This window comes from Oricola thermophila, from assembly GCF_013358405.1.
GTDB lineage: Bacteria > Pseudomonadota > Alphaproteobacteria > Rhizobiales > Rhizobiaceae > Oricola > Oricola thermophila.
The window spans coordinates 1,986,672-2,007,209 of sequence record NZ_CP054836.1; the positions used below are offsets into that span (position 1 = coordinate 1,986,672).

Below are 20,538 nucleotides of genomic sequence, written 5' to 3' on the forward strand. Positions count from 1 at the left end.
TTTTCAACCGCGCCGGGAAAACGGGTTTACGGGCAGGATCGAAGTGCATATTACGTAAACGTAAAAGCATTATTGGAGAGCGAAATGGACGAACTCATCTCCCGCATCACCGATGCCGTGGGAATCGACGCGGACACAGCGAAGAAGGCAGTCGGCATGATCCTCGGCTTCCTGCAGAAGGAAGGCCCGGCCGACAAGATCGAGGAAATGCTCGGCGCGATGCCTGGCGTGCAGGAGTTGATCGACGGCGCCCCGGAATCCGGCGGCGGCATGTTCGGCGGCGGCGTAATGGGCCTCGGTTCCGCGCTCATGGGCATCGGTCTCGGCATGGGCGAGATCGGCGGCGTCGCAAAGCAGACGGTGGCATTCGCCAAGGAGAAGGCCGGCGACGGACCGGTCGACGAAGTCATCGCGGCCATTCCCGGACTCAGCCAGTTCGTCTGATACAATCATCCCCGACATTGGGAGCGCGGCTGCCACGGCCGCGCTTCGTTCCTCTTCGGCACGCCACTTGCTCCAGTTCACCCCAAGGAGCGAAATGATGGACCGACGCCGATTCCTGTGTCAGTTCGGCACAGCCGCCTTGATTGCCGCCACCCCCTTGCGCGCCGCAGCACAGATTGCACCTCGCGGCAGGGGCACAATCAACCCTGCCGACCACGGCGTCATACCGGATTCCCCCGCCGACCAGACCGCAGCATTCCAGACCATGGTGGATGTCGCCTCATCCTCGGGGATGGCACTGTTCCTTCCCGGCGGTCGATATGTTCTCTCCGGTATTCGCCTCCCCTCCGGCAGCGTGATCGAAGGCATCCCGGGGCAAACGAGGATTGTCAGCAATGGCGGCGGCCCGGCATTGGCGGCCCGCAATGCCCGCCGGATCACGCTTCGCGGCATTGCCACAGAGCATGTACCCGGCACCGAAGCCGGATCGGCCGTTGACCTTGTCGAGTTCCTCAACGTCGAGGATTTCGTCATCGAGGAATGCGACCTGCTGGCGGCAAGCGGAAACGCCCTGCGCTTGCACGGATGTTCGGGCCAAGTAAGAGGGAACACGATCGCCCGCGCCGGGCAATCCGCCGTATACGCAACAGACAGTACCGGGCTGACGATTACCGACAACACCATCGACCAATGCCGGAATGGCGGCATCATCGTTCACCGATACGAGCCCGGCCATGACGGAACGATCGTGACCGGCAATCGCATCCGCAACACGGGCGCAACGAACGGCGGCACCGGTCAGTGGGGCAACGCAATCAATTTCTTTCGCGCGGACAACGTGATCGCCGCGAACAACATGATCTCCAACAGCGCCTTTACGGCGATTCGCGGCAACGCCGTGCGGAACATGCAAGTTACCGGGAACACCTGCCTGGAGAGCGGAGAAACGGCGATATTCGCCGAGTTCGAATTCCGGGATGCGATCATCTCGGAAAACATCATCGACGGAGCAGCAAACGGCATATCCGCGACCAACCTGGATCATGGAGGCAGCGGTGCAACAATCACCGGAAACATCGTCCGCAACCTGAGGACCGCCGGCCCCTACGAGGAGCCCTTCCCCGGTTTCGGAACGGGTATCATCGCAGAGGCCGATGCCGCCATAGCCGGAAACCTGGTCCAGGCGGCTGCACTCTACGGCATCAATGCAGGATGGGGGCCCTTTCTTCGCGATGTCCTGGTGTCGGGCAATACCATCAGGGATTCCCGTTTCGGCATTGGCGTGTCTGCGGTGGAGGGCGCCGGACGCGCCCTGATCAGCGGCAACATCATCGACGCGCGCGAAACCGGCATCCAGGCGCATGAATGGGGCAGACCGATCGCGCCGGACCTGCTTGTCGCACCGGGCGAAACACCGGCCAACATAATCCTGGCCGGGAATGTCGCGGTGTCAGGCTGATACGGGGCGCATCTCCGCAACCTCGATGCCCTTCCAGTTCCTGATCGTCCGGCTCGCAAGCGGTTCCAGCCGCACGCGCAAGTCATCGTCCTGCCCGAGCAGACGAAGAAGAACCGATGCCAGCATGATCTCGGCAGCCTGCCCCGAACCGTCATCGCATTTGAGCGCAATCCCGAGACCGGCACCGGGCAACGCAGCGACATAGGCGCCATCCGCGCCGGTCTTTGCAAATATCCTGCCCTCCCCGGCTTCCATGATACGCGTGCAGAACCTCTCCGTCCCGGCAGTGAACCAGGGATTGGCCATGCATGCATCCATCAGCCGTTTCGCCGCCTTCGCGCGCTCCACGCCCAGCCGGTTTCCCGTCGCCGCACGGGCGAAGCCGTAAGCGAGCGAACGCAGCGGGAAAGCATAGGCAGGAATTGAACAGCCATCGATGCCACCCATCTCGTCGCCAAGCGGGAAGCCGGTCATGTCCTCCTGTGCCGCACGTGCCTGCCGCTGGATCTCGTGCGCGGCATTCACGTAGCCGACGGGTTCCAATCCCTGATGACAGGCCGCACAGAGAAAGCCTGCATGCTTTCCGGAACAGTTGTTGTGCAGATTGTTCGGCGTTTTGCCGGATCGAGCGAAATCGATCAGGGCTTGCTGGCTGAACAGCGGCCAATGCGCACCGCACTCGAGATCGGCCTCGCCAAGACCGGCGGCCTTCAGCATCGCTTCCGCGGTGGAGACATGGCCTTCCTCCGCAGAGTGAGAGGAACAGGCAAACGCGAGCTGCTTGTCGTTCAAGCCGTAGCGGTCGGCCGCACCGCTTTCAACCAGCGGCAGGGCCTGAAACAGCTTTATCGCCGAACGCGGATATACCGGGCGCTCGACATCGCCCGTCGACCACACCAGCCTTCCATCCGCATCAGAAACGGCCACTGCGCCACGATGCCGCAAATCGACAATGCCGCCGCGAACGGTTTCCACCAGTACCGGATTGATCAATCTCTTGCTCCCTGCTGCTAGGCATGCGCCGCGCGGCCCGGTCGAACCGTCCCGGCTTGCGCCGACGCTCCGTCGCCCTATTTCCCTTTCCCGGCACCGCTACACCAGCCTTGCGGCAAATACGATGCGAATTTTCAAACCGATCGTCACATTCATCCTGATTGCATATCTCGCGCCCATGGCGATGGCGTGCGCATGGTGGATGTCGGTTGATCGGCCGACATCGTGGCGGGCCGCCGACTGGTCGGCAACCGGCCTCCTGCCCGCCCCCACCGCGAGCCCGGAAGCCACCGTCCATGTCCTTGCCGCGCGAATCGGCGGCTTCAAGGGCGCCTTTGCGGTCCATAGCTGGATCGTGGTCAAGGAATTTGGCGCAAGTTCCTATACACGCTACGAAAAGGTTGGCTGGGGCAACCCGATACGCATCAACCGGTACCCCGCGGATGCGACCTGGTATTCCAACCGGCCCTGGATCGTGACCAGCATTAGCGGACAAGACGCCGAGGCCGCCATTCCCAAGATTGTCGAGGCAATCGCTTCCTACCCCCATTCCGGCCGCGGCGACTACCGGATCTGGCCGGGGCCGAACTCCAACAGCTTTGTCGCGCATATCCTTCGCGAAGTGCCGGAACTGGACGCAGTACTTCCGCCAAACGCCGTCGGTCGGGACTACCTGCCGAACGGCAGATGGATCGCCATGGACCGCGACGGTTCCGACCTGCATGTCACACTGGCCGGACTGATCGGCATTTCGGCAGGGCTGCGGAGTGGATTGGAGATACACTTCCTCGGCCAAACAGCCGGCCTCGATATCCGACGACCCGCAGTCAAAATCCCCGCCATCGGACGGATCGGGCTCCCCGGCAACCTGCCTAAATAGACTGGTTGTACTCGCCGACCTCTCCGTTCTCGCGCAGGATGGCATCAACCGCGCGGAACATCTCGATCTTCCGGTCCTCGGAGACAGGGCTTTCCACCACGACCACGAGCTCCGGCTTGTTGGAGGAGGCGCGCACCAGCCCCCAGGTGCCATCATCGGCCACCACGCGCACGCCGTTCACCGTCACCAGATCGGCGATGGCATGGCCGGCGATCTTCTCACCCGCATCACGCATCGCGGCAAAGCGCGCCACGACACGGTCAACGACCTCGTATTTCACCTCGTCCGGACAATGCGGTGACATGGTCGGAGAACCGAAGGTCAACGGCAAATCACGGTAAAGATCGGCCATCGACTTGCCGGGATTGCGGTCGAGCATCCGACATACCGCGATTGCGGTTACCAGGCCATCATCGTAGCCGCGCCCGATCGGCGGATTGAAAAAGAAGTGGCCTGATTTCTCGAAACCGGCGATGGCGCCGAGCTCCGCAACGCGCCGCTTGATGTAGGAATGCCCCGTCTTCCAGTAGTCGGTCGTCGCGCCGTTGGCGACAAGCACCGGATCGGTCATGAACAGCCCGGTCGACTTCACGTCGACCACGAATTTCGCATCCCGATGCCTGTCGGAGATATCGCGCGCCAGCATGACCCCGACCTTGTCGGAGAAAATCTCCCTGCCCTCGTTGTCGACAACGCCGCAACGGTCTCCGTCCCCGTCGAAACCGAGTCCGACATCCGCGCCGGTTTCCAGCACCTTGTCCCGGATGGCATGGAGCATTTCCATGTCCTCCGGATTGGGATTGTAACGCGGGAAAGTGAAATCGAGCTCGGTGTCGAGCGGAATCACCTCGCACCCGATACGTTCCAGAACCTGCGGCGCAAATGCTCCGGCCGTACCGTTGCCGCAAGCCGCGACAACCCGGAGCTTCCGGTTCAGGGAAACGCCATCGACAAGATCATCGATATAGCGCTCCCGAAACCCTTCGATCGTTTCGTAGCTCCCGCCGCCGACGAGGTCGAAATCGCCGGAAAGCACGATATCGCGCAATTGCCCCATCTCGTCCGGTCCGAATGTCAGCGGACGTTCGCACCCCATCTTCACGCCGGTCCAGCCGTTCTCGTTGTGGGATGCCGTAACCATCGCAACGGACGGGGCGTCGAGCGCGAACTGCGCGAAATAGGCCATCGGCGAAAGCGCAAGACCAATGTCCTTCACCTCGGCGCCGGCAGCCATCAGGCCCTGGGCGAGAGCCAGCTTGATCGAAAGCGAGTAGCTGCGGAAATCATGGCCGACGACGATCCGCGGGCCGGCACCCAGCCGGCGGATCAGCGTTCCAAGCCCCATGCCGAGGGCCTGAACGCCCAGCAGGTTCAACTCCGGCGGCGTGTCCGATGCCGGGTGCCCGAACCACCATCGCGCATCGTACTCGCGAAATCCGGTTGGCTTGACCAGCGGTTCGGTCTCGAAGGCAAAGCTGTTCGGCTGCAAATCCGCTCGTGGTTTCATGAGTGTCTTCCCGGTTCTCGAAGCTGATACGGAGCCCCCCGTCCGGAGCCGCGTCATGATGGCGTTACGTGCCATTTAGCACGCCTTCGGGCAAGCGTCCGGCTGCCGGTCAAAAAACTGACAAAGAATGGGCAAGCGCACTTGCGGGAACGCGGAACCGGCGCTATAGACCGCTTCCGTTTGGTATCGGAGTGTAGCGCAGCCTGGTAGCGCACCTCGTTCGGGACGAGGGGGTCGCAGGTTCAAATCCTGCCACTCCGACCAACCAAAACAATCGGTTAGCGAGAATGCGAAACCGCTTCCCCACAGAAACCCCCACAGAAAAGCTCCCGGAAACGGATGACGGGAATACGATCAGGGAGCTGATCGCGATGCGCCATACCGTCACTGCGGTTTGCGCGCCCTGCAACCATCACGAGATCCTCGACCTCGACGGACTGATGGAGCGGTACGGACACGACATGCCCCTCAGGAGAATCGCCCTGCGGCTACGCTGCACGAAATGCGGAGCAAGGGACTGCGGCGTCATTGTCACGCCGCAGACCCGGCCGTTCTGAAACCCGAGACCTCTTCAGCCAGCACTTCGTCCAGCCGCCTGAACATGGTTTCGGGATTGCCCGGTTTGTCGTTCGCGATCGTCACGTCAACCTCGACCCCGTCCTCGCTGGCATGTCCGTCGGCCGGGCGCGGCCGCCACGGGCATTCGATGCCGATGACGATCCCTCCCAGCTCACGAACCGCCGCCGCCTCGTTTGCGAATCGGCAATCCTCGGCAACGACAAGCCCCGCACGACGCGCCGCGCCCGACCAGGCATGAACCCACAGCTCCGGCGCAATGAGGTTGCGCCCCCATTCCGTCCCTAGCGTTTGCATGGCACGGCGGGGCGTGCGCCCGAGAAGAACCGGATCGGGAGCCTCCTTCAGCCCGCCCTCGATGCGCGCCTCGATTTCCACCGGATCGAGCCCCGCCGATGCATAGAACGCCCGCATCATGGATTTCAGGGGCGCGGCGAAGCGGATCCTCTCGTATCCGTGCCGATCCGCCAGGTATTGCGCCGCCGTGGACTTGCCGGCGCCGATCGGCCCGGCCAGCGCGATCACCCTTTTCGTCATGCCGCCACGCTCACCCATTCGGTCACCTCTCCCTGCTGCACGTCCTCGAGCGTGATTTCCCACCGCGACGTGATGCCGCGCCGCGGATGAACGAAGAACAGCGGCTGCGACGGCGTCGAGGGGACGGCGCGCAGCGCCTTGCCGGCATACTCATCAAACCCCTTCAGCGCGTTCGCCACTATCACGCGCGGCCCCCAGAACATCTGGTGCCAGTGTCCGATAAGCAGGTAGTCGTAAGATCGGCCGAGACTTTGCGACTGGCCCCGCATCTTGATCTCGCCGCGCGTGATCGGTCCGAGCGCGCCGATTATGCCGTCGCCGCCGCGCACACCGAGCATGTCGCCATGGGTCGCCAGAAACCGGGTCGAGAATACGCGGAACAAAGCGTCGCCGGACATCGGGATCAGGAACTTCACGCGATCGTCGCCGCGCGCATCGAACCACCTGGCAACGAGCTGGTAGATCAGCCAGTCGAAATTTGTGTGGACATAACCCTTGTATTCCGGCCGCATGGTGTTGCGTCCGTGGTTGCCGGGCACGGCCGGGCAGAACACGCGCCCGAACTCGTCCGCCATGCGCGTCAGTGCGCCGCACAGAATGTCGATCACGGACAGCGCCGACGGGATCCTGCCCTCCTCGTCAGTGCGCAGGAGTTCCGGATGCAGCCCGCCGGAGATGAAATCCCCCATCAGGGGGATCACGATACCGGGATAGTTTCCCGGCCCGTGGTTGTGGCAGATGTCACACGTCGAGGCCAGCAGCCGATCGATGCGGCGGCGAGCGATATCCGTGTCATAGGCATTCGCGCCGTTCACGTCGTCAGGACACACCTTTTCGCCGAAATGCCAATCCGACCACATGACCACCGGAACCTCCGGCGTTACCGGGCCTTGGCGGCCGCTGGTCCGTGACTCGGTCAGCCACGCCGGCGGAACCGGATCGTGCTTTGCCATCCGGCCCACCAGGGCGAGAATGGCGTCCTGCTCGTTGCCCTCGCGGAGCGCGGCCGTAAGATCCGCCTTCAGCCGTGCCACCTCGTCGCGCAGCGCCTGTTCGCGCTGGGCCTGCGTCACCCGGCCGGCCGGATTGTCCGGCGCCCCATCCGACACCTGCGCCCGACGCTCGCTCGCGGCCTCCCGAACCGGGCCGTCCAGCCCGAGCTCGACCGCCCGGCGATACCGGTGGCGCATCGTGTTTACGGCCACACCGGCCGAGGCGGCCGCCCGGCGGATCGCCCCGACCGCATCGTTCCGCACCCGCACGCCCGGCGGCGGGTGGCCCTCGCGAACCGCGGCGGCGACGGCTTCGGCCGCCGCGACGAAAAGGGCGCGGTCGGCTTCGCTGGCAACGAATTTTCCCTTCTTCATGGTATCTCCGACAATCATTCCGGTTTGTTGTCGCGGCGGGCTCGGCGGCTCGGCGCCGCCGCCAGATCGCGCAAATAGCTGTCCAGCTTCTCCAGCCTGTCGTCGAGTTTCTCGAGCGCGGCGGCGATCCGTTCCTCGACATTGGCAACCGACTGCACGGTCGCGTAGTTGCGCGCGACCTCGAGCTTGAACTCGGACAACTCGTGCGCGGACTTCGCGCGCACCTGCTCGATGCGCTTGCCCAGCGCCTCGACTTTTTCGGCGTGGACAGCCAGGGTCTCCGAATGCGTCCGCACCCGGTTGCGGACCGTCACCCAGGCAGCGATGCCTCCGGCCGCCATGACCGCGATGGTGATGATGGCCGTCAGGTTTACGGTCAGGTCGAAGCGGACACCGCCGGACGGCGCATCGGCGGCGATGGCCAGGGGGGCATGGAGAAAAACGGCGGCAGCGGCCAGTGTCAGGAAGAGACGGACTATCCTCATCGCGCATCCCCTTCGCTGCCGGATAGCGCGGACGCGACCCATCGGACCGACAACCTCGCCACCGCCGCCATCGCCAGGATGAAAACGATCTTGGCCGTCACGACGATTCCCCATTGCTTCGCGCGGCCCGCAGCGCGTCGTACCAGGCCGCGCAGCGTATCACCCGGTCGTTCGCACGGCCGAGAGCGCCGTCGCTCTTCAGCGCGGCCGCATCGAGGCGATCGCCGACCACGACGCCCGACCGCTCGCGCCGGCGGCAATCGGCCGGCAGCGGCGGCAGGTCGTCTGCGTCCCCCGCCGCGGACACCGCGACGGATGCATCCGCCTGCGAGGCGGCGGCGGCGAGGTAGCGCGCGCTATCGGTTGCGCAGGCGGCCGGCAAGAACATTGTCGACAACGCAAGCGCCATTGACAGGCGCCGCCAGAAGCTCGGCGATCTGGTCATTCAAATTTTCCCTTTCGGTCTCGGAAGCCGCCAGGGCGGCGGAGAAACGCTCATTGGCGGCAGCGAGGGCGCGGGCCTTGTCCCGTTCGAGTTCGCGCAGCCGACGTTCGATCCGAGCCATGGCTTGCGCCGCGGCGAATTCGGCCTCGGCGACGAGCCCGGCTTTCGCCCGCCGCGCCGCGCGGTCAACGCGACCGTCCAGCAGGGCGGCGGCCACCGTGCCGAAGACCGGAATGTCGCGGGCAGGACCAAGCGGAACCCCCTCGTAGAAAAGAACCGTCGCTGCCAGAACGAAAATGCCGCCAGCGGCGGCATCGAGCATTCGGCGGATGGCGGCGACGCCAAGGATCATCTCGACAGCCCCTCGACACAAAGCTCGTACTCCCCGATGCGTTCGGCGTCGCCGGTCGTGCGTCGCAGGACGAGGCCGCGAATTCGCTTGCCGCCGGCCCGGTTGTACCAGGTCATCGCCTCGCAGCTTCCGAGCCAGTCGCTCGACCGCGCCCGACGGGCGGCCGTCGATCGGCAGAACGCGCCGGTGCCGATGTTCCAGGACAGCGAAATCGCGGAGGCCTGCCAACTGACCGGCGCGGCATCGAACGTCGCGACGCACTTCCGCAACGCCGGCACGAATTCGCGCGTGATCCGGCGATGCGTCCGCTCGTCGCACCCCGTGTCTGTCTCCACCATGCCGGGCCGGACGTTCTGCGTGTCGCCATCGCAGATGGTCAGGACGCCAACAATGTCGCGATAGGCGACATATTCGCGCCCCTCCCAGGGCTGGATCAGCGCGGTCGTCGCAACAGCGATCGCGCCGGCAAGGCCTGCTGCGCCCGCCAGCGCCTTCCTTGCACGCTTGCTCATGGTCAATCCTCCTTTTGTGCGAGAAGCCGCGCGACGAAAGCCGCGGCGGTGACGATGCCGGATGCGGCGGCGAATACACCCGGCGGAATGGCGACCGCCTTGCCGACCAGCGGCAAGGCGACCTCGGCGCCGGACAAGACTCCGGCAATGACGATCAGACGGATCGACCAGGCGCGCCGCAGGACGCGGCGCCAGTCGTTCAAAAGACGCATGAAAGCTCCCTTCCCGCCGGTCGCCCGGCGCGGTTGCTTGTGTCAGGTGATGTTGAGAGGTTGCCTTACGGCCAGTACTGATCGTCTGCGTAGTCTGCCGGAATGCCGGCCTCGAACGGCGCAGTCGCGTCTTTCATCGCCCAGGAGACGCGCATCGTGGCTTCGATCCATGCCATGCCGGCATCGACCAGTTCGACCATCTGCGCCGGCGTCAGGTTGTGCGTCACGTTGTCCCTGTCGCGGAGAAGCATGACGGGTTCTGTCACACCGTCATCGGCCAGCTTTACCGCCCTGGATCTCAATGCTTCGAGGGCGATCTGATCTCGCAGCGTCCCGGTGATCGGGATGCTACCGTATCCTGCAACCGTCAGCGTCGTTCCCGCCGCAATGCGCCGGTCGCGCTCGGAATTCACGTCTGCGGCGGTAGGCGCGGGCGGCTGGTATGGCTCGATGACGCCTCCGCCCGCCTCCCATTCCGAGATCATGCGGCGGTGGCGGTTGGCAGGGTCATCCGGGACAGATACCTGCTTGCCGTCAATGACGGCGATGATCGTGCCGGACTCGGTGTATGTCGCGCTGTCGATCATGGTCACAACTCCGCATCAGCCGTGAACGTGATTGTTCCAACGAAAACATTGCCGGATGCGCCGCCGGATATCGAGAAGATCGGTGCAAATCCGTCTGCATCTTCATTGGGGTTAAACAGCGAGTCGATCGTGCCGGAACCGCCGCCAACTCGCGTCCCGGAAACCGTCATTGTTGGCGAGACGCGCTTTGTGGCCTTGAACCCAACGCGGTTGAACCGACAATACGAAGCATTGTACTGGACATAGATGCCGTTCAGGTTGGTGCCTTCCTCGTAATACCGCTGGCACAGGAGCAATTCCTGCGCCGGATGGCGCGCATCGAAATCGGTTGGCGTATCGCCCGGCTCCAGAAGCGGCTTCGCGAACGTTCCTCCGCTAAACCGAACCGTCACATCACTGCCGCCGGTCAGCGTAACCTTGCCCCCATTGGTCACGGCATTGCCATTGACGGTTGCCGTTGCCGTGCCCTCCCACGACAGCACGTAATCGCCGGACAGGATTGCCCCGCCATCGATGACCTGTTCGACCCCGCCCGCCGGCGCGACAATTGTCGCGTAGCCGTTGTTGACGGTGAACGCCATCGACTGGCCGGACACGACGACACGCCAGCGGTCAATTGCGTATTCGTTCGCGCCGGAAGTCGCCGCTCCGCTCGCATAGCCACGCTGGTTGATCGTGCCCAGCGGATTGATCAGCAGGTTCCGGCCACCGCCACCGCCACCGCTCGCAAGGGCGGCTATTGCCTGCGCCACGTTTGCCGGCGACATGGAGCGCGGTGCCGTTTCGGTACCGGCCTCCATCTCGGTTTGCGTGGCCTGCGGGAGATTGCCGCTCGTCAGGACACGCGACCACGGTCCCCAGGTGGTATTGCCGCGGTACCGCGCCCAAACGGACACGTGCTGTTCGGTGGCGTCAGGGTCACTATTGGAGTATTTGACGGCACGCATGACAGTCCGTATCAGCGGATCGGTGCTGTGCTGGTTCTCGACGGAAATCGACCAAAATGATGCGGTCTCCGGCGGGAAGGTGCCAGAGTTACCAGCCCCATCGGGATCCACCAACCCTTTGAACCCGGCACCCGCCTGGTCGATGTCGATGCTGTTATTCACCCCGTCATACAGCAGGCCCGTATACGACAGAGCCGCCGCAAGCGCGTTGGTGAGATTCGCTTCCGGCACTTCTCCAAGCGCAGTCCACGCATCGGACTGAGTGTCAGCCTCGAAAACACCCTCTCCGACAGTACCAGCGCCTAGATCACCCGGAACAAGCGTGACGGCGCCGCTCTTGCCGTTGACGCTCGACACAGCGCCCGTCCCCGCATCGCCTGTGCGCGAGAACATGAGACCGATCGGTGTTTCGTCGGGATACGCGGTCGCGCCGCCATGATTGGAGACGGTCACCTTGACATAACCCGTCGCATCGGTGACGCCGGTCACATCAAACGTGGTCTGCGCCTCGCTGTCGGGGTCCGTGATAGTCAGGGTGCCCTTGACCGCGGACGTGCTGTCATCGAGCGCCAGGAGCCATGCCGAGACGTCGCTCCCGCCACGGTTCGTTTTCGACACGTAGAGTTCGGTCGCGGCGGAGAGGTCGCTATCGTCGGCCCGGAAGTTGCCGGCGCCCGGATCGGCGTCAGCCGTGGCCGTGTCGAAGGTCATGAATATGCCGGGATCGGCGCCGTCCACGCCCTGCGGCCCGCGGATCGACCCGGACGGGCTGCCCCACGTGCCGCCGGCCTTGACGTATGTATCGCCCGTATCGGTGTCGAGATAGGTGTCGCCGTCATTGCCGATGCTGTCGGAAGGCGTGCCCTGCCCGGTATAGTCGAAGCCGTCGCCACGCGGCCCCTGCGGCCCCTGTTGACCGGCCGGGCCGCGCCAGGCGAACGGGCCGGCCCAATCGCCATTGGTCGCTGACGCCTTGACGTAGACGACCAGATCACCGCTCGCGTCATCAGTTACCGCGAATATGAAGCCCTGCGGCTCGTCGTCGTAATCGTCGCGCTGGGCCAGCGTTCCGATCGCACCGATATCATCCAGCGCGATGCCTGCGTTGATCCGCGCCACGATATCGGCCATCTGCCGGTTGGCGATGATGGTGCGCGCAGCCTCCGCGCTGTCGAGCACTATGTCATAGGATGCGTTCGTCGCCGGATCGCCGGTCCACGGGCGGGTGAGCGTCAGCTCGGTGTCGCTCACCACCTCCTCGATGACGGCTGCATCGGTGCCGACAAACAGGATGCCGCCCGCGACAAGAGCGACCTCCCACGCCGTGCCGGAGCCGGTTACAGTCGTGCTGCCGTTCGAGACCGTGACGGTCCCGTCCGAATATCTCTGCGTCATGATTTCCCTCTAGGTGACTGGAAGGGCCAAGATGTAATAGCGGATGCCGACGACCCTCTCTTCGTACTGGACGACGAGGCCGTCACTGCTGGTCCACGTCAGGCGGCTCGGATTTCCGGGCTCCGTGATGAACGTGACCTTGGTGTCTTCGATTTTTGCGATGCAACTGTCGGATGACATTTGACCGTGATACTGGTGGCCCTGCGACATGTTCAGCGCGATCATCTTGCGAGCCATCGGGCCGATGTTGTAATATTCGTTGCTGACGCTTCGATAAACCCGCGCCATCCAGATCGGGTACGGATAGAACTTCCCGCCGGGGTTCGAGAAGTTGATGACCCTCGTCTTGTTACTCGCGTTGACCGTGACGTAGCCTTCCGCAATCACGGGGCAGTACGGGAACCGGCTATCGACCAGAACGTCCGCGAGGTTCGGCGTTGCCGCCGATCCGGGCTTCTTGATCTGGATGTATTCCTCACCGTCCGCGACGCCCTTGAACAACACCTTCGACCCGCCGCTGGTCTGCGGCCTGTCGTCGTATCCGAATGCGATGTATCGGCATATGAGGTTGTATTGCGTCGGGTTCCGAAGAAGCAGATTCCCGTTGTTGACCTTCGACTGAACACCGAGCGCCCAATTCGAATCCGATCCGCCGCCCTCGTACAGAGGCGGGTGATATGCCGGCGTCCCTGATCGCCAGACGATGTAATCCACGAACAGGTTCGAGCCGTAGTTTATGCCGCCCGGAAGCGGAATCGTCTCTGTCGAGTTTGCAGAAATCGTCACCTGCCCCGACTTGACGACCTTGAGTGGCGTCTTTGTCGAGTCGATCAGCAGTTGGTTCGCGTTTGCCGTGTCCACATCGTAGCCGGGGCGCGCGACCTTTGCTTGCGTCGGCGTGATACTGACGATTTTCTGGCCCGGCGATGGCGTACCGCTGACCGGGTTCCACGCCCGGTTATCGGCTGGTAGCGGGAGGTGGCAGTAAAGGATCGGATATTGATCGTTGTCCTCCCCATAAGAAGGGGAACCAGGGTCGGCAAAGTTAAGCGCCGTCGTCATAATCACCCCGGAATACCCAATTATAAAATTTGAAACGGTACTAAACTTTGATAAAGACCCGTATGTTGTATAGTGCCCGGTGAAGATGACGGCCCCGCCCGTGCCCGAAGCCTGTCTCACATAACGGTAGCCAATATTGCCATTCAGCCAACCGCCAGAAGTGAATTTCTTCGAGATGCAGACATTCGGATAATTATAGCCGAGCGTGTTGTTTATAAGCTCATATGCGTCGTACTGATATGACGGAAAATAACTGACTATATACTGAGCCGTGTTCTTGTTCGTGCCGGGTGGCCAGAAGCGGTAACTACCATCTCCAATCGACCCAAAATCCCGCGCTTCCTTGGTAAAGATGCTGATCGGCTCGAACTGGTTCGGGTTCAGGCTGTCGAAGTGCATCGACCCCCAATCCGAGACGGACAGTTCGTGCGGTTCTGCCGATATGCCGTCACGCAGGATACGCAGCGCGCTCTGGTTGGCGTTGCTGTCGTGATAGAGCCACATCTTCGGCATCAGGTCGTGATCTCCACACCTTCAACGCCCGGCGCCAGAATCCCGAACCGGGCCTTTCCGGATGGCGTCTCGAAGCCCTCGGCAACGGCCTCCTGGAACCTCGCAAAACGGCCGATCAGCTCCCCCGTGCCCGGATCGAACGCGAACGGGCTTGCCGTAGCCCCATCCTTGGTGATGACGGTCTGGTCAGCGTTCAGCAGCAGCTTGCTGCCATTTTCATCCACGTAGATCGAAAGCCCTGCCTGCTGGAACGAATCCGACGTCTGGACGCGCCCAAGCAGATCAATCGTCACGCTCGATTCGCTGCCATCCACAGTCGCGTTGATGCCGAAAAGCCCCTGCGCGGTGATATCACCGACATTGGCGTTGATCTGCGTAATGGCCTCTGCATTGGCGGCGGTCTGCGTCGCAGTCGCTTCCAGGGTCTGGATCGCGGCTGCGAGGCTCCTGTCCGTCCGCTTGACCACAGCCGTCTGCTCGACAAGCCGGCCGGCACCGATGGCCGTGTCAGCGGCAAGCAGTTCGACGTCACGGCGCAGTTGCTCGAAAAGAAGCGAATGGCGCTCGAGAATGCCGCGCAGATCGCCCTGCACCTGCTCCAGCCCCACGCTCACCGGATAGACGGCCGAGACCGTCGTGACCGGCTTCCATTCGGTCGGCAGCGTCGGGCGGTCCGGATCCGCGGTCAGATCGGCACGCACCTCGTAATCCGTGTCGCCGATCACGCCCTCGAACAGCAGCACAACCGATGCCGTCGCCGGCACGCTTCGTGTCATGGTGATTGCGGTGTCGCCCGCCACCCTGTACTCAATGTCCACAGTCTGCACCGTAACGTCGTCGATCGGCGTCCAGGATGCACGGATGGCCGGCACGATCACGCCGTCCGGCCCCGTGGCCTGCACGGCAACCACGTTGAAATTCGGCACGGCCGAGACATATTCGGGCGTCGGGATCGGCACCGGCAGAACGACGGGAGCGTTCGGGTCAAGCGGCTGGAACATTTCCTCGCCACGTTCCCGCAGGGTGATGGTGACCGCTCCGGGCAGGCCGGACTCCAGGTCCTGCGTTTCCACCTGCACCGCCATCATGACATGCTCGGTGCCGTCATTGCGCGTATAGGTCCCCCAGTCGCCTGGGAGGATGGTCTGGAACGCAGGCGGAAGCGTGATCGTTACCAAGGCCTCGAACTCCTGCTCGCGTAGATAGATATCCGCCAACCGGTCGACCTGCCCGGCCCAGGGCACCATCATGAAGTCGAGCGACGCGTGCTTGCGAACGCCGTGATTTGCGCGCGCGACGGCCGATTGCCGCAGGCCGTAGGCTCGCGGAGACCAGATCGCGTCCCGGTCCGGGTAGTTGCCGGACACCTCGTTCACGGCTGCCCTCAGCGGGCCGAGCCGGCGATAGATCTGCGTCGTCCCCGCCACCGCGTCCGACTGGCGGATGGTGAAGGTAAGCGGCTCGACGACGGCCATGAGCGGATATTCCCGTACCCCGTCGGATCCCATGGTGGCAGCGCACGATTGCAGTATCGCCTCGAGGTTGGCGCTGTGAGGAGTGTCGGGTCCGGCGCTCAGGATAAGGCCGCAGCGGTAGCGCGGCTGCCCGTCCACGATCTCGTCGCAGACGTTCATGCCCGCCACCCATTCGGCGAAAGGCAGTTCGTCATCCGTCATGCCCTTGCCGCAGAACATGTCGCCATTGACCGAAAAGCCCCGCTCGTAGTTCTCGGCCATCACGATCGGGTTCTCCGAATATTCGTGCGTCGTGATGTCATCCGCGCGCTGCGGTCCGGATCCTCCGGCAGTCGAATCCTTCCGGCGATCATAGAGCGGCGCGCCCTTGAACTCGAAGAACAGGCTCGGAAACTGCGCAAGCTTCTCGCGGTCGTAGCGGATGGTGACGACCACGTAAGCGCATCCCTCCCCGATATGGTCGTTCGTCCAGCGGTCGAGAGCGCTTCCCGTCGAGACGAGGCCGGCATCCGCCGTCTGCCCCGGCATGCCATCATGGAACTTCACCCAGGCATCGCCCTCGATGCCCTGGATCTTGCGCCCCTTCACGGGATCGTTCGCGCCGAGCGATTTCCACTCACCGTTCCAGGCAATCCGCTCCAGCGACGTGCACGGGTAGTCGGACAGCAGGTAGACCTTTTGGATATGGCTGTTTCCGGAGCCGTAGGTATGGGTGTAGCAGTCGTCGCCGGCAACACCACAAAGCCCGAGAGCGATCTGGCGGTCTACGAACTCGCCATACTGGACATCCAGCCTGACGCCGGCAGCAGGCTGCTGCTTCCCCTTCCCCGCCAGCGCGCGCGTGACCACGCTGCCGAGCAGGTTGAGGCCGATCTGCACCGCGATCTTGCCGACCGCGCCGAGTCCCGCAAAAAACGACCCGACCCCGCCGATGAACGAGGAGACGGCTGAGACCGCCGCCGAAATCGGATCGGCATGTGCCGGCTCCGCAGCAAGGAAGAGAATCGCAAACAGGGCAAGAAACCGCGCGGCACGCATCATGCGGTTCACCATCCGACACTCCATGCGATCGATGCGTCAGTCAAAGGCACGAATGCAGGCAGGCTCTCCGTCGGCACGAACACGTGACGGCCCGTCACGCAGCCGCATGTGACCGCATCTCCGCGAACGATAGCCGCGACATCGCCGCGCCGCGCCATGGCAACCGGGGTACGCGGCAGGCGGTCGTCGACGGCGTCGGCCGGCGTATCGTAGCCGAGCCGGCGCAAGGCCACCGCGGCGCCGCGCGCAGTGCTGTAGCGCAGCCCGGACGGGAACAGGTCGACACCGGTCACCGCCAGGACGCCGCGCGCGGCGAGCGTCAGGCAATCGCTTTTCCGCCATGTCATGGGCTCCGTTCGCGCCTCGGTGATGTGGCGTGCAAACCGGGTTTCCCAGTCGGCGAGCCGCGTCAAACGGGCAGCTGTCATGGTCGCGTTCTCCCCCACCAGATTTCCTCTCGCCCGGCATTGACGCGATGCTCGAAGAAACGGTCGCTGGCTTTGCGAAGCCTCTGGTCGGCATCGGTTCGTCGCCGGCCGTTGACCTCGGAATTGTCGAGCGTCTTCGGCTGGCACGTGGCCTTCAGCACGTAGCCGCGCTTGTCCTCGACATGATCGATCGTGCCGATCTTGTAGATGCCGCGATGGCGCACATGCAGCTCGCCGCCCGTGTCCGGGTCCAGCCACACATCCATGAAGTGCACCGGTCGGCCGCGATACTCCTCGTTCTCGATCGTCTGGAGCACCTCGGGCGTCAGCCCGTTGGCGGGAGATTCCGCCAGTTCCAGGGTGACCGGCGACGATCCGAAGCCGCGCTGCTGGCGGATGGCCGAAACCGAGATCACGGCACCGGGCATGTAGGTGAGACCTCCGTGTTCGTAGGGCACCTTGTCCCGCACGAAGCCGTAGACCCCTGAACCGAGTTCGAAGCGGATCAGGCCCCGGACATCCATCCGGCCCTCGGCGAGGAGTTCGGAAACGCGAGCTGGAAATGCAACGGGCATCAGATCGCGACCTCCACCAGATCGAGGCTCGCCGACCCGAAATAGCCGGTCGCTGGCGAATAGGATGCCGCGGCGATCCTCATCTTCAACTTCGGATCGACGAAGCGGACAGTCGCCCCGGCCGCGAATGCGGGGCCGCGCGGCGCCGGTCGGAGCGTCAGCGTACGGCTCGATGACCCGGGCGGCGACGCTTCCTGAAGGATGCCGAGCCCGCGCGCGCCGTCCTTCTCGAAACCGACGAGATCGGCTTCGGCGAGCGAGAGGTTCGGGTCCACGTCCACTATGTCCACGGTCAGGCCCTCGGTCGAGGCGACAAGACCGGTCGTATCGGCTGCGGAGGCGTTCGGCATGCCGGATGAATGGTTCCTCGGTCGGCAGAACACGCCGTATTGGCCAACGATCACGGAGCCGAGCGCGTCGCGCACGGACTGGATAAAGCGGTCGAAATCCTCCTCGGCCTGCACGGTCTCGAAATCGACGCCGAGAGACAGCGTCCAGACGGGCGTGGCGACGCGAGCGTGGCTGGTCACTCCAGAATTCGTCAACAGCATGGAGACCGTGTCGGAAAGACGGAACCGCGCCGGCCGCATGACGGCGCCGGCAATGTCCGGGAAGGCAACCGGGTAAGTCGTCGGCATCGTGTCCTCAGATCAGGCTACGCACCTGAGCCTCTACGAGGTTCTCCGCGGTCCGCTCGACCGCCCCCTCGTCGTATCGCTCGATGCGGACATCCGCGACCGCACCCGCCCGCTCTTCGATGCGGGCGTCGAGATCGTCGGACAGTTTCAGGATGACGGAGACCTGCCCGCCCCCGGTCAGCCGGCCGAACATGGAGCCGTCGCCGGGATCGATCACCTCTCCGCGCTTCAGGATGGCCGGCACCTCACCGGGTGCAAGTCCTGCAATGCCGCCCGTGTGATAGCGCGGCGCGCTTGCGAAGATCGCGGGACTCACGGACCGTCCGGCGCCGCCGGAGCCGGCAATGCCCCCGGTATGGTACTGGTAGCCGAGCATGGCGGAGATACCGCCGTCGACGAAGCCGTCTCCGCCGCCGCCGAAGGAGAAGGCGCCATTGAACAGGCCGGCGAGCGGCCCGGTTCCCAGCAACGCGCCCTGAGCGGCGGTAACAGCCAGCTGCACCGCCAGCTTGCGCAGCGCGTCCTCGGCGTTCTGCGACTTGTCGAACACGGCATCCAGCCCGTCTGCAAGCAGGCCGAAACCGTATTCGGCCGCCTCGATGCGATCCTTCTCGGCCTGCTTTGCGGCCTCGATGGCGGCGCGCTCTTCCTCCAGGGCGCGCACGCGCATGGCGATCGCCTGTCCGGCCTCGCTGTCGATATCGACGCCGACCGACTTCAGGCGATTGTAGACCTCCTGCTCGGCCGCCGTGCGCCCAAGCTGCTCGCGCTCGAAATCGAGCTCGGCAATCAGGTCTGCAATGGCCTTGCGCTGTCGCTCCGCCGCCTTCTCCGCGTCGGTTTCCTTTCCCGGCGGAGGCGGAGGGTCGCTCGGCGTGAAGGTGACCGGCGGCGTCCTGTCGATCTCGCGGCGGCGCTGCTGCTCGGCCATGATCTGCTGTTCGATGGCGCCCAGCCTGTCGAACTCGGCCTGAAGGGAATTGATCTTTCCCTGCAACATCTTGCGCTCCGCCCCCGCAAGAACGCCCGTGACATTGCGCTGCTCGTCCTTCAGCGCGAGGATCTTGTTTTCGATCTCCAGCCGCTGGCGGGCCACCTCGGTTGCCCTGGTTTCAAGCGACGATGACGAAATGTTCTCGATCTCGCGGAACCGGTCCAGCAGGCCGATCACGTCATTCGTCAGGTCGATGACGGCGCGGCGCACGAAGTTGCCGACGACGGAGGACATCGTGTTCCACTGCCGGTTGATGTCTTCGACGGTCTGCAGGTAGTCTTCGTCGAGCACGATACCAAGCTCGCGCGCGTCCTGCCGCAACCGGGAGATCGATCCCGACGCCTCGTCCATCAGCCGCTGGAACTGCTCGGCAGCCGTGCCGCCGAATATCTCGTCAAGGACGCGGATCTGCGCTGCCTTGTCGAGCGTGCGCACCCGTTCGATGATCGTCTCGAACAGATGTTCCGGACGCCGCAGCTCCTCTTCCAGTTCCTCTATCGAGAAACCGATCCTGGAGAAAGCCTCCGCGGCTGGGCCGGCCGTTGTCTTGATGAACTCGTCTGCCCGAAGCTGCATTTCCTTCAGGCCGTCCGTCAGGGCGTCGACGCCGATCAGGTTCTGCTCGGCGACATACTTCAGCTCCTGGAACCCCTCGAAGGAAACGCCGGCCGTCTCGGCCTGCCGCTGGAGTTCCGCCACGCTGTCGGCAACCTTGCGGACCAGCGAAGCCATCCCCGTGGCCGCTGCGCCGAAGGACAGCGGGAGAGCGACGCCGAGCGTGCGGGCAAATCCGATCATGGAATTGCCCGCAGCCGAGAAGTCGGCGCGCAGGTCGCCGCGCAGCTGGCGAGAACGCCTGGAAATCTGGTCCGCGCCGCGCTTGAACGCGCTGCCGTCCAGCCCGACGCTGTAGTCCAGATCGCTCATTCGTCATTCCTGCAATATTGGGACATGTAGCTGCGCAGCCTGCGCAGCCTCGTGGAACGGGCCTCACGCTGCGCCTGCGTCTCGATCCTGACGCCCCGGGACATCAGCCAGCCCTCCATCGCGAGGCGGAACTCGCGCGGCGTGGACGACCAGAACCGGTCGGGCGGCCAGCGCATCGCGCCGGCAA

The 20,538-nt window shown here is 64.0% G+C and carries 22 protein-coding genes and 1 tRNA gene; 5 read left to right on the forward strand and 18 right to left on the reverse strand.

Annotated elements, in window-relative coordinates:
• The first annotated feature begins 84 nt into the window (after positions 1-84).
• Together HTY61_RS09655 and HTY61_RS09660 are read left to right on the forward strand one after the other, a co-directional pair.
• Positions 85-444, forward strand: coding sequence for a DUF2267 domain-containing protein (locus HTY61_RS09655; protein ID WP_175276587.1), 360 nt, complete (start codon positions 85-87; stop codon positions 442-444).
• A 97-nt stretch (positions 445-541) separates the two neighbouring features.
• The gene (locus HTY61_RS09660; RefSeq protein WP_175276588.1) at positions 542-1,903 is read left to right on the forward strand and encodes a TIGR03808 family TAT-translocated repetitive protein; all 1,362 of its coding nucleotides are present in this window, start codon (positions 542-544) and stop codon (positions 1,901-1,903) included.
• Here HTY61_RS09660 and HTY61_RS09665 read toward each other — a convergent pair.
• The gene (locus HTY61_RS09665) at positions 1,895-2,896 is read right to left on the reverse strand and encodes an asparaginase (RefSeq protein ID WP_175276589.1); all 1,002 of its coding nucleotides are present in this window, start codon (positions 2,894-2,896) and stop codon (positions 1,895-1,897) included. The genes HTY61_RS09660 and HTY61_RS09665 overlap by 9 nt on opposite strands.
• 124 nt (positions 2,897-3,020) lie before the next feature.
• Between HTY61_RS09665 and HTY61_RS09670 the strand changes: the two genes are divergently transcribed.
• Positions 3,021-3,776 carry a DUF3750 domain-containing protein gene (locus HTY61_RS09670; protein WP_175276590.1) on the forward strand — a complete coding sequence of 252 codons (756 nt, stop codon included), beginning with the start codon at positions 3,021-3,023 and terminating at the stop codon, positions 3,774-3,776.
• On the opposite strand, the gene HTY61_RS09675 is transcribed toward HTY61_RS09670, so the two are convergent.
• Complete coding sequence (locus HTY61_RS09675; protein WP_175276591.1) at positions 3,769-5,283, reverse strand: phosphomannomutase/phosphoglucomutase; 1,515 nt, start codon at positions 5,281-5,283, stop codon at positions 3,769-3,771. The two genes, HTY61_RS09670 and HTY61_RS09675, sit on opposite strands and share 8 nt — an antisense overlap.
• A gap of 187 nt (positions 5,284-5,470) precedes the next feature.
• On the opposite strand from HTY61_RS09675, the gene HTY61_RS09680 reads away from it, so the two are divergent.
• Positions 5,471-5,547, forward strand: a tRNA-Pro gene (locus HTY61_RS09680).
• Between the two features lie 23 nt (positions 5,548-5,570).
• Positions 5,571-5,840 carry a hypothetical protein gene (locus tag HTY61_RS09685; RefSeq protein WP_175276592.1) on the forward strand — a complete coding sequence of 90 codons (270 nt, stop codon included), beginning with the start codon at positions 5,571-5,573 and terminating at the stop codon, positions 5,838-5,840.
• Here the strand turns inward: HTY61_RS09685 and HTY61_RS09690 are convergent.
• From HTY61_RS09690 to HTY61_RS09765, 16 genes are all read right to left on the reverse strand, one after another.
• Positions 5,815-6,414, reverse strand: coding sequence for a deoxynucleotide monophosphate kinase family protein (locus HTY61_RS09690; RefSeq protein WP_175276593.1), 600 nt, complete (start codon positions 6,412-6,414; stop codon positions 5,815-5,817). The two genes, HTY61_RS09685 and HTY61_RS09690, sit on opposite strands and share 26 nt — an antisense overlap.
• On the reverse strand, positions 6,393-7,763 hold the full coding sequence (locus tag HTY61_RS09695; protein WP_175276594.1) for a hypothetical protein: 1,371 nt from the start codon (positions 7,761-7,763) through the stop codon (positions 6,393-6,395). Before HTY61_RS09695 ends, HTY61_RS09690 begins: the two co-directional genes overlap by 22 nt.
• Positions 7,764-7,777: 14 nt before the next feature.
• Positions 7,778-8,248 (reverse strand): hypothetical protein, encoded by a 471-nt coding sequence (locus HTY61_RS09700; protein WP_175276595.1) that lies wholly within the window; start codon positions 8,246-8,248, stop codon positions 7,778-7,780.
• Positions 8,249-8,345: 97 nt separating this feature from the next.
• The gene (locus HTY61_RS09705) at positions 8,346-8,645 is read right to left on the reverse strand and encodes a hypothetical protein (RefSeq protein ID WP_175276596.1); all 300 of its coding nucleotides are present in this window, start codon (positions 8,643-8,645) and stop codon (positions 8,346-8,348) included.
• Complete coding sequence (locus HTY61_RS09710) at positions 8,605-9,045, reverse strand: hypothetical protein (protein WP_175276597.1); 441 nt, start codon at positions 9,043-9,045, stop codon at positions 8,605-8,607. The genes HTY61_RS09705 and HTY61_RS09710 overlap by 41 nt, the downstream gene beginning before the upstream one ends.
• Positions 9,042-9,557, reverse strand: coding sequence for a lysozyme (locus tag HTY61_RS09715; protein WP_175276598.1), 516 nt, complete (start codon positions 9,555-9,557; stop codon positions 9,042-9,044). Before HTY61_RS09715 ends, HTY61_RS09710 begins: the two co-directional genes overlap by 4 nt.
• 2 nt (positions 9,558-9,559) lie before the next feature.
• The gene (locus tag HTY61_RS09720) at positions 9,560-9,769 is read right to left on the reverse strand and encodes a DUF7940 domain-containing protein (protein WP_175276599.1); all 210 of its coding nucleotides are present in this window, start codon (positions 9,767-9,769) and stop codon (positions 9,560-9,562) included.
• A gap of 65 nt (positions 9,770-9,834) precedes the next feature.
• Positions 9,835-10,356, reverse strand: coding sequence for a DUF4376 domain-containing protein (locus tag HTY61_RS09725; protein ID WP_175276600.1), 522 nt, complete (start codon positions 10,354-10,356; stop codon positions 9,835-9,837).
• Between the two features lie 2 nt (positions 10,357-10,358).
• The gene (locus HTY61_RS09730; RefSeq protein WP_175276601.1) at positions 10,359-12,698 is read right to left on the reverse strand and encodes a hypothetical protein; all 2,340 of its coding nucleotides are present in this window, start codon (positions 12,696-12,698) and stop codon (positions 10,359-10,361) included.
• A gap of 9 nt (positions 12,699-12,707) precedes the next feature.
• Complete coding sequence (locus tag HTY61_RS09735; RefSeq protein WP_175276602.1) at positions 12,708-14,273, reverse strand: hypothetical protein; 1,566 nt, start codon at positions 14,271-14,273, stop codon at positions 12,708-12,710.
• A complete protein-coding gene (locus HTY61_RS09740) occupies positions 14,273-16,801 on the reverse strand; it encodes a phage tail protein (RefSeq protein WP_175276603.1) in 2,529 nt (842 codons plus the stop codon). Before HTY61_RS09740 ends, HTY61_RS09735 begins: the two co-directional genes overlap by 1 nt.
• The gene (locus HTY61_RS09745) at positions 16,795-17,217 is read right to left on the reverse strand and encodes a DUF6950 family protein (protein ID WP_175276604.1); all 423 of its coding nucleotides are present in this window, start codon (positions 17,215-17,217) and stop codon (positions 16,795-16,797) included. The genes HTY61_RS09740 and HTY61_RS09745 overlap by 7 nt, the downstream gene beginning before the upstream one ends.
• Positions 17,214-17,792 carry a DUF2163 domain-containing protein gene (locus HTY61_RS09750; protein ID WP_175276605.1) on the reverse strand — a complete coding sequence of 193 codons (579 nt, stop codon included), beginning with the start codon at positions 17,790-17,792 and terminating at the stop codon, positions 17,214-17,216. The genes HTY61_RS09745 and HTY61_RS09750 overlap by 4 nt, the downstream gene beginning before the upstream one ends.
• The gene (locus HTY61_RS09755) at positions 17,792-18,430 is read right to left on the reverse strand and encodes a hypothetical protein (protein WP_175276606.1); all 639 of its coding nucleotides are present in this window, start codon (positions 18,428-18,430) and stop codon (positions 17,792-17,794) included. Before HTY61_RS09755 ends, HTY61_RS09750 begins: the two co-directional genes overlap by 1 nt.
• A gap of 7 nt (positions 18,431-18,437) precedes the next feature.
• A complete protein-coding gene (locus HTY61_RS09760; protein WP_175276607.1) occupies positions 18,438-20,351 on the reverse strand; it encodes a hypothetical protein in 1,914 nt (637 codons plus the stop codon).
• Positions 20,348-20,527 (reverse strand): phage tail assembly chaperone, encoded by a 180-nt coding sequence (locus tag HTY61_RS09765; protein ID WP_210268604.1) that lies wholly within the window; start codon positions 20,525-20,527, stop codon positions 20,348-20,350. Before HTY61_RS09765 ends, HTY61_RS09760 begins: the two co-directional genes overlap by 4 nt.
• Positions 20,528-20,538 lie beyond the last annotated feature (11 nt).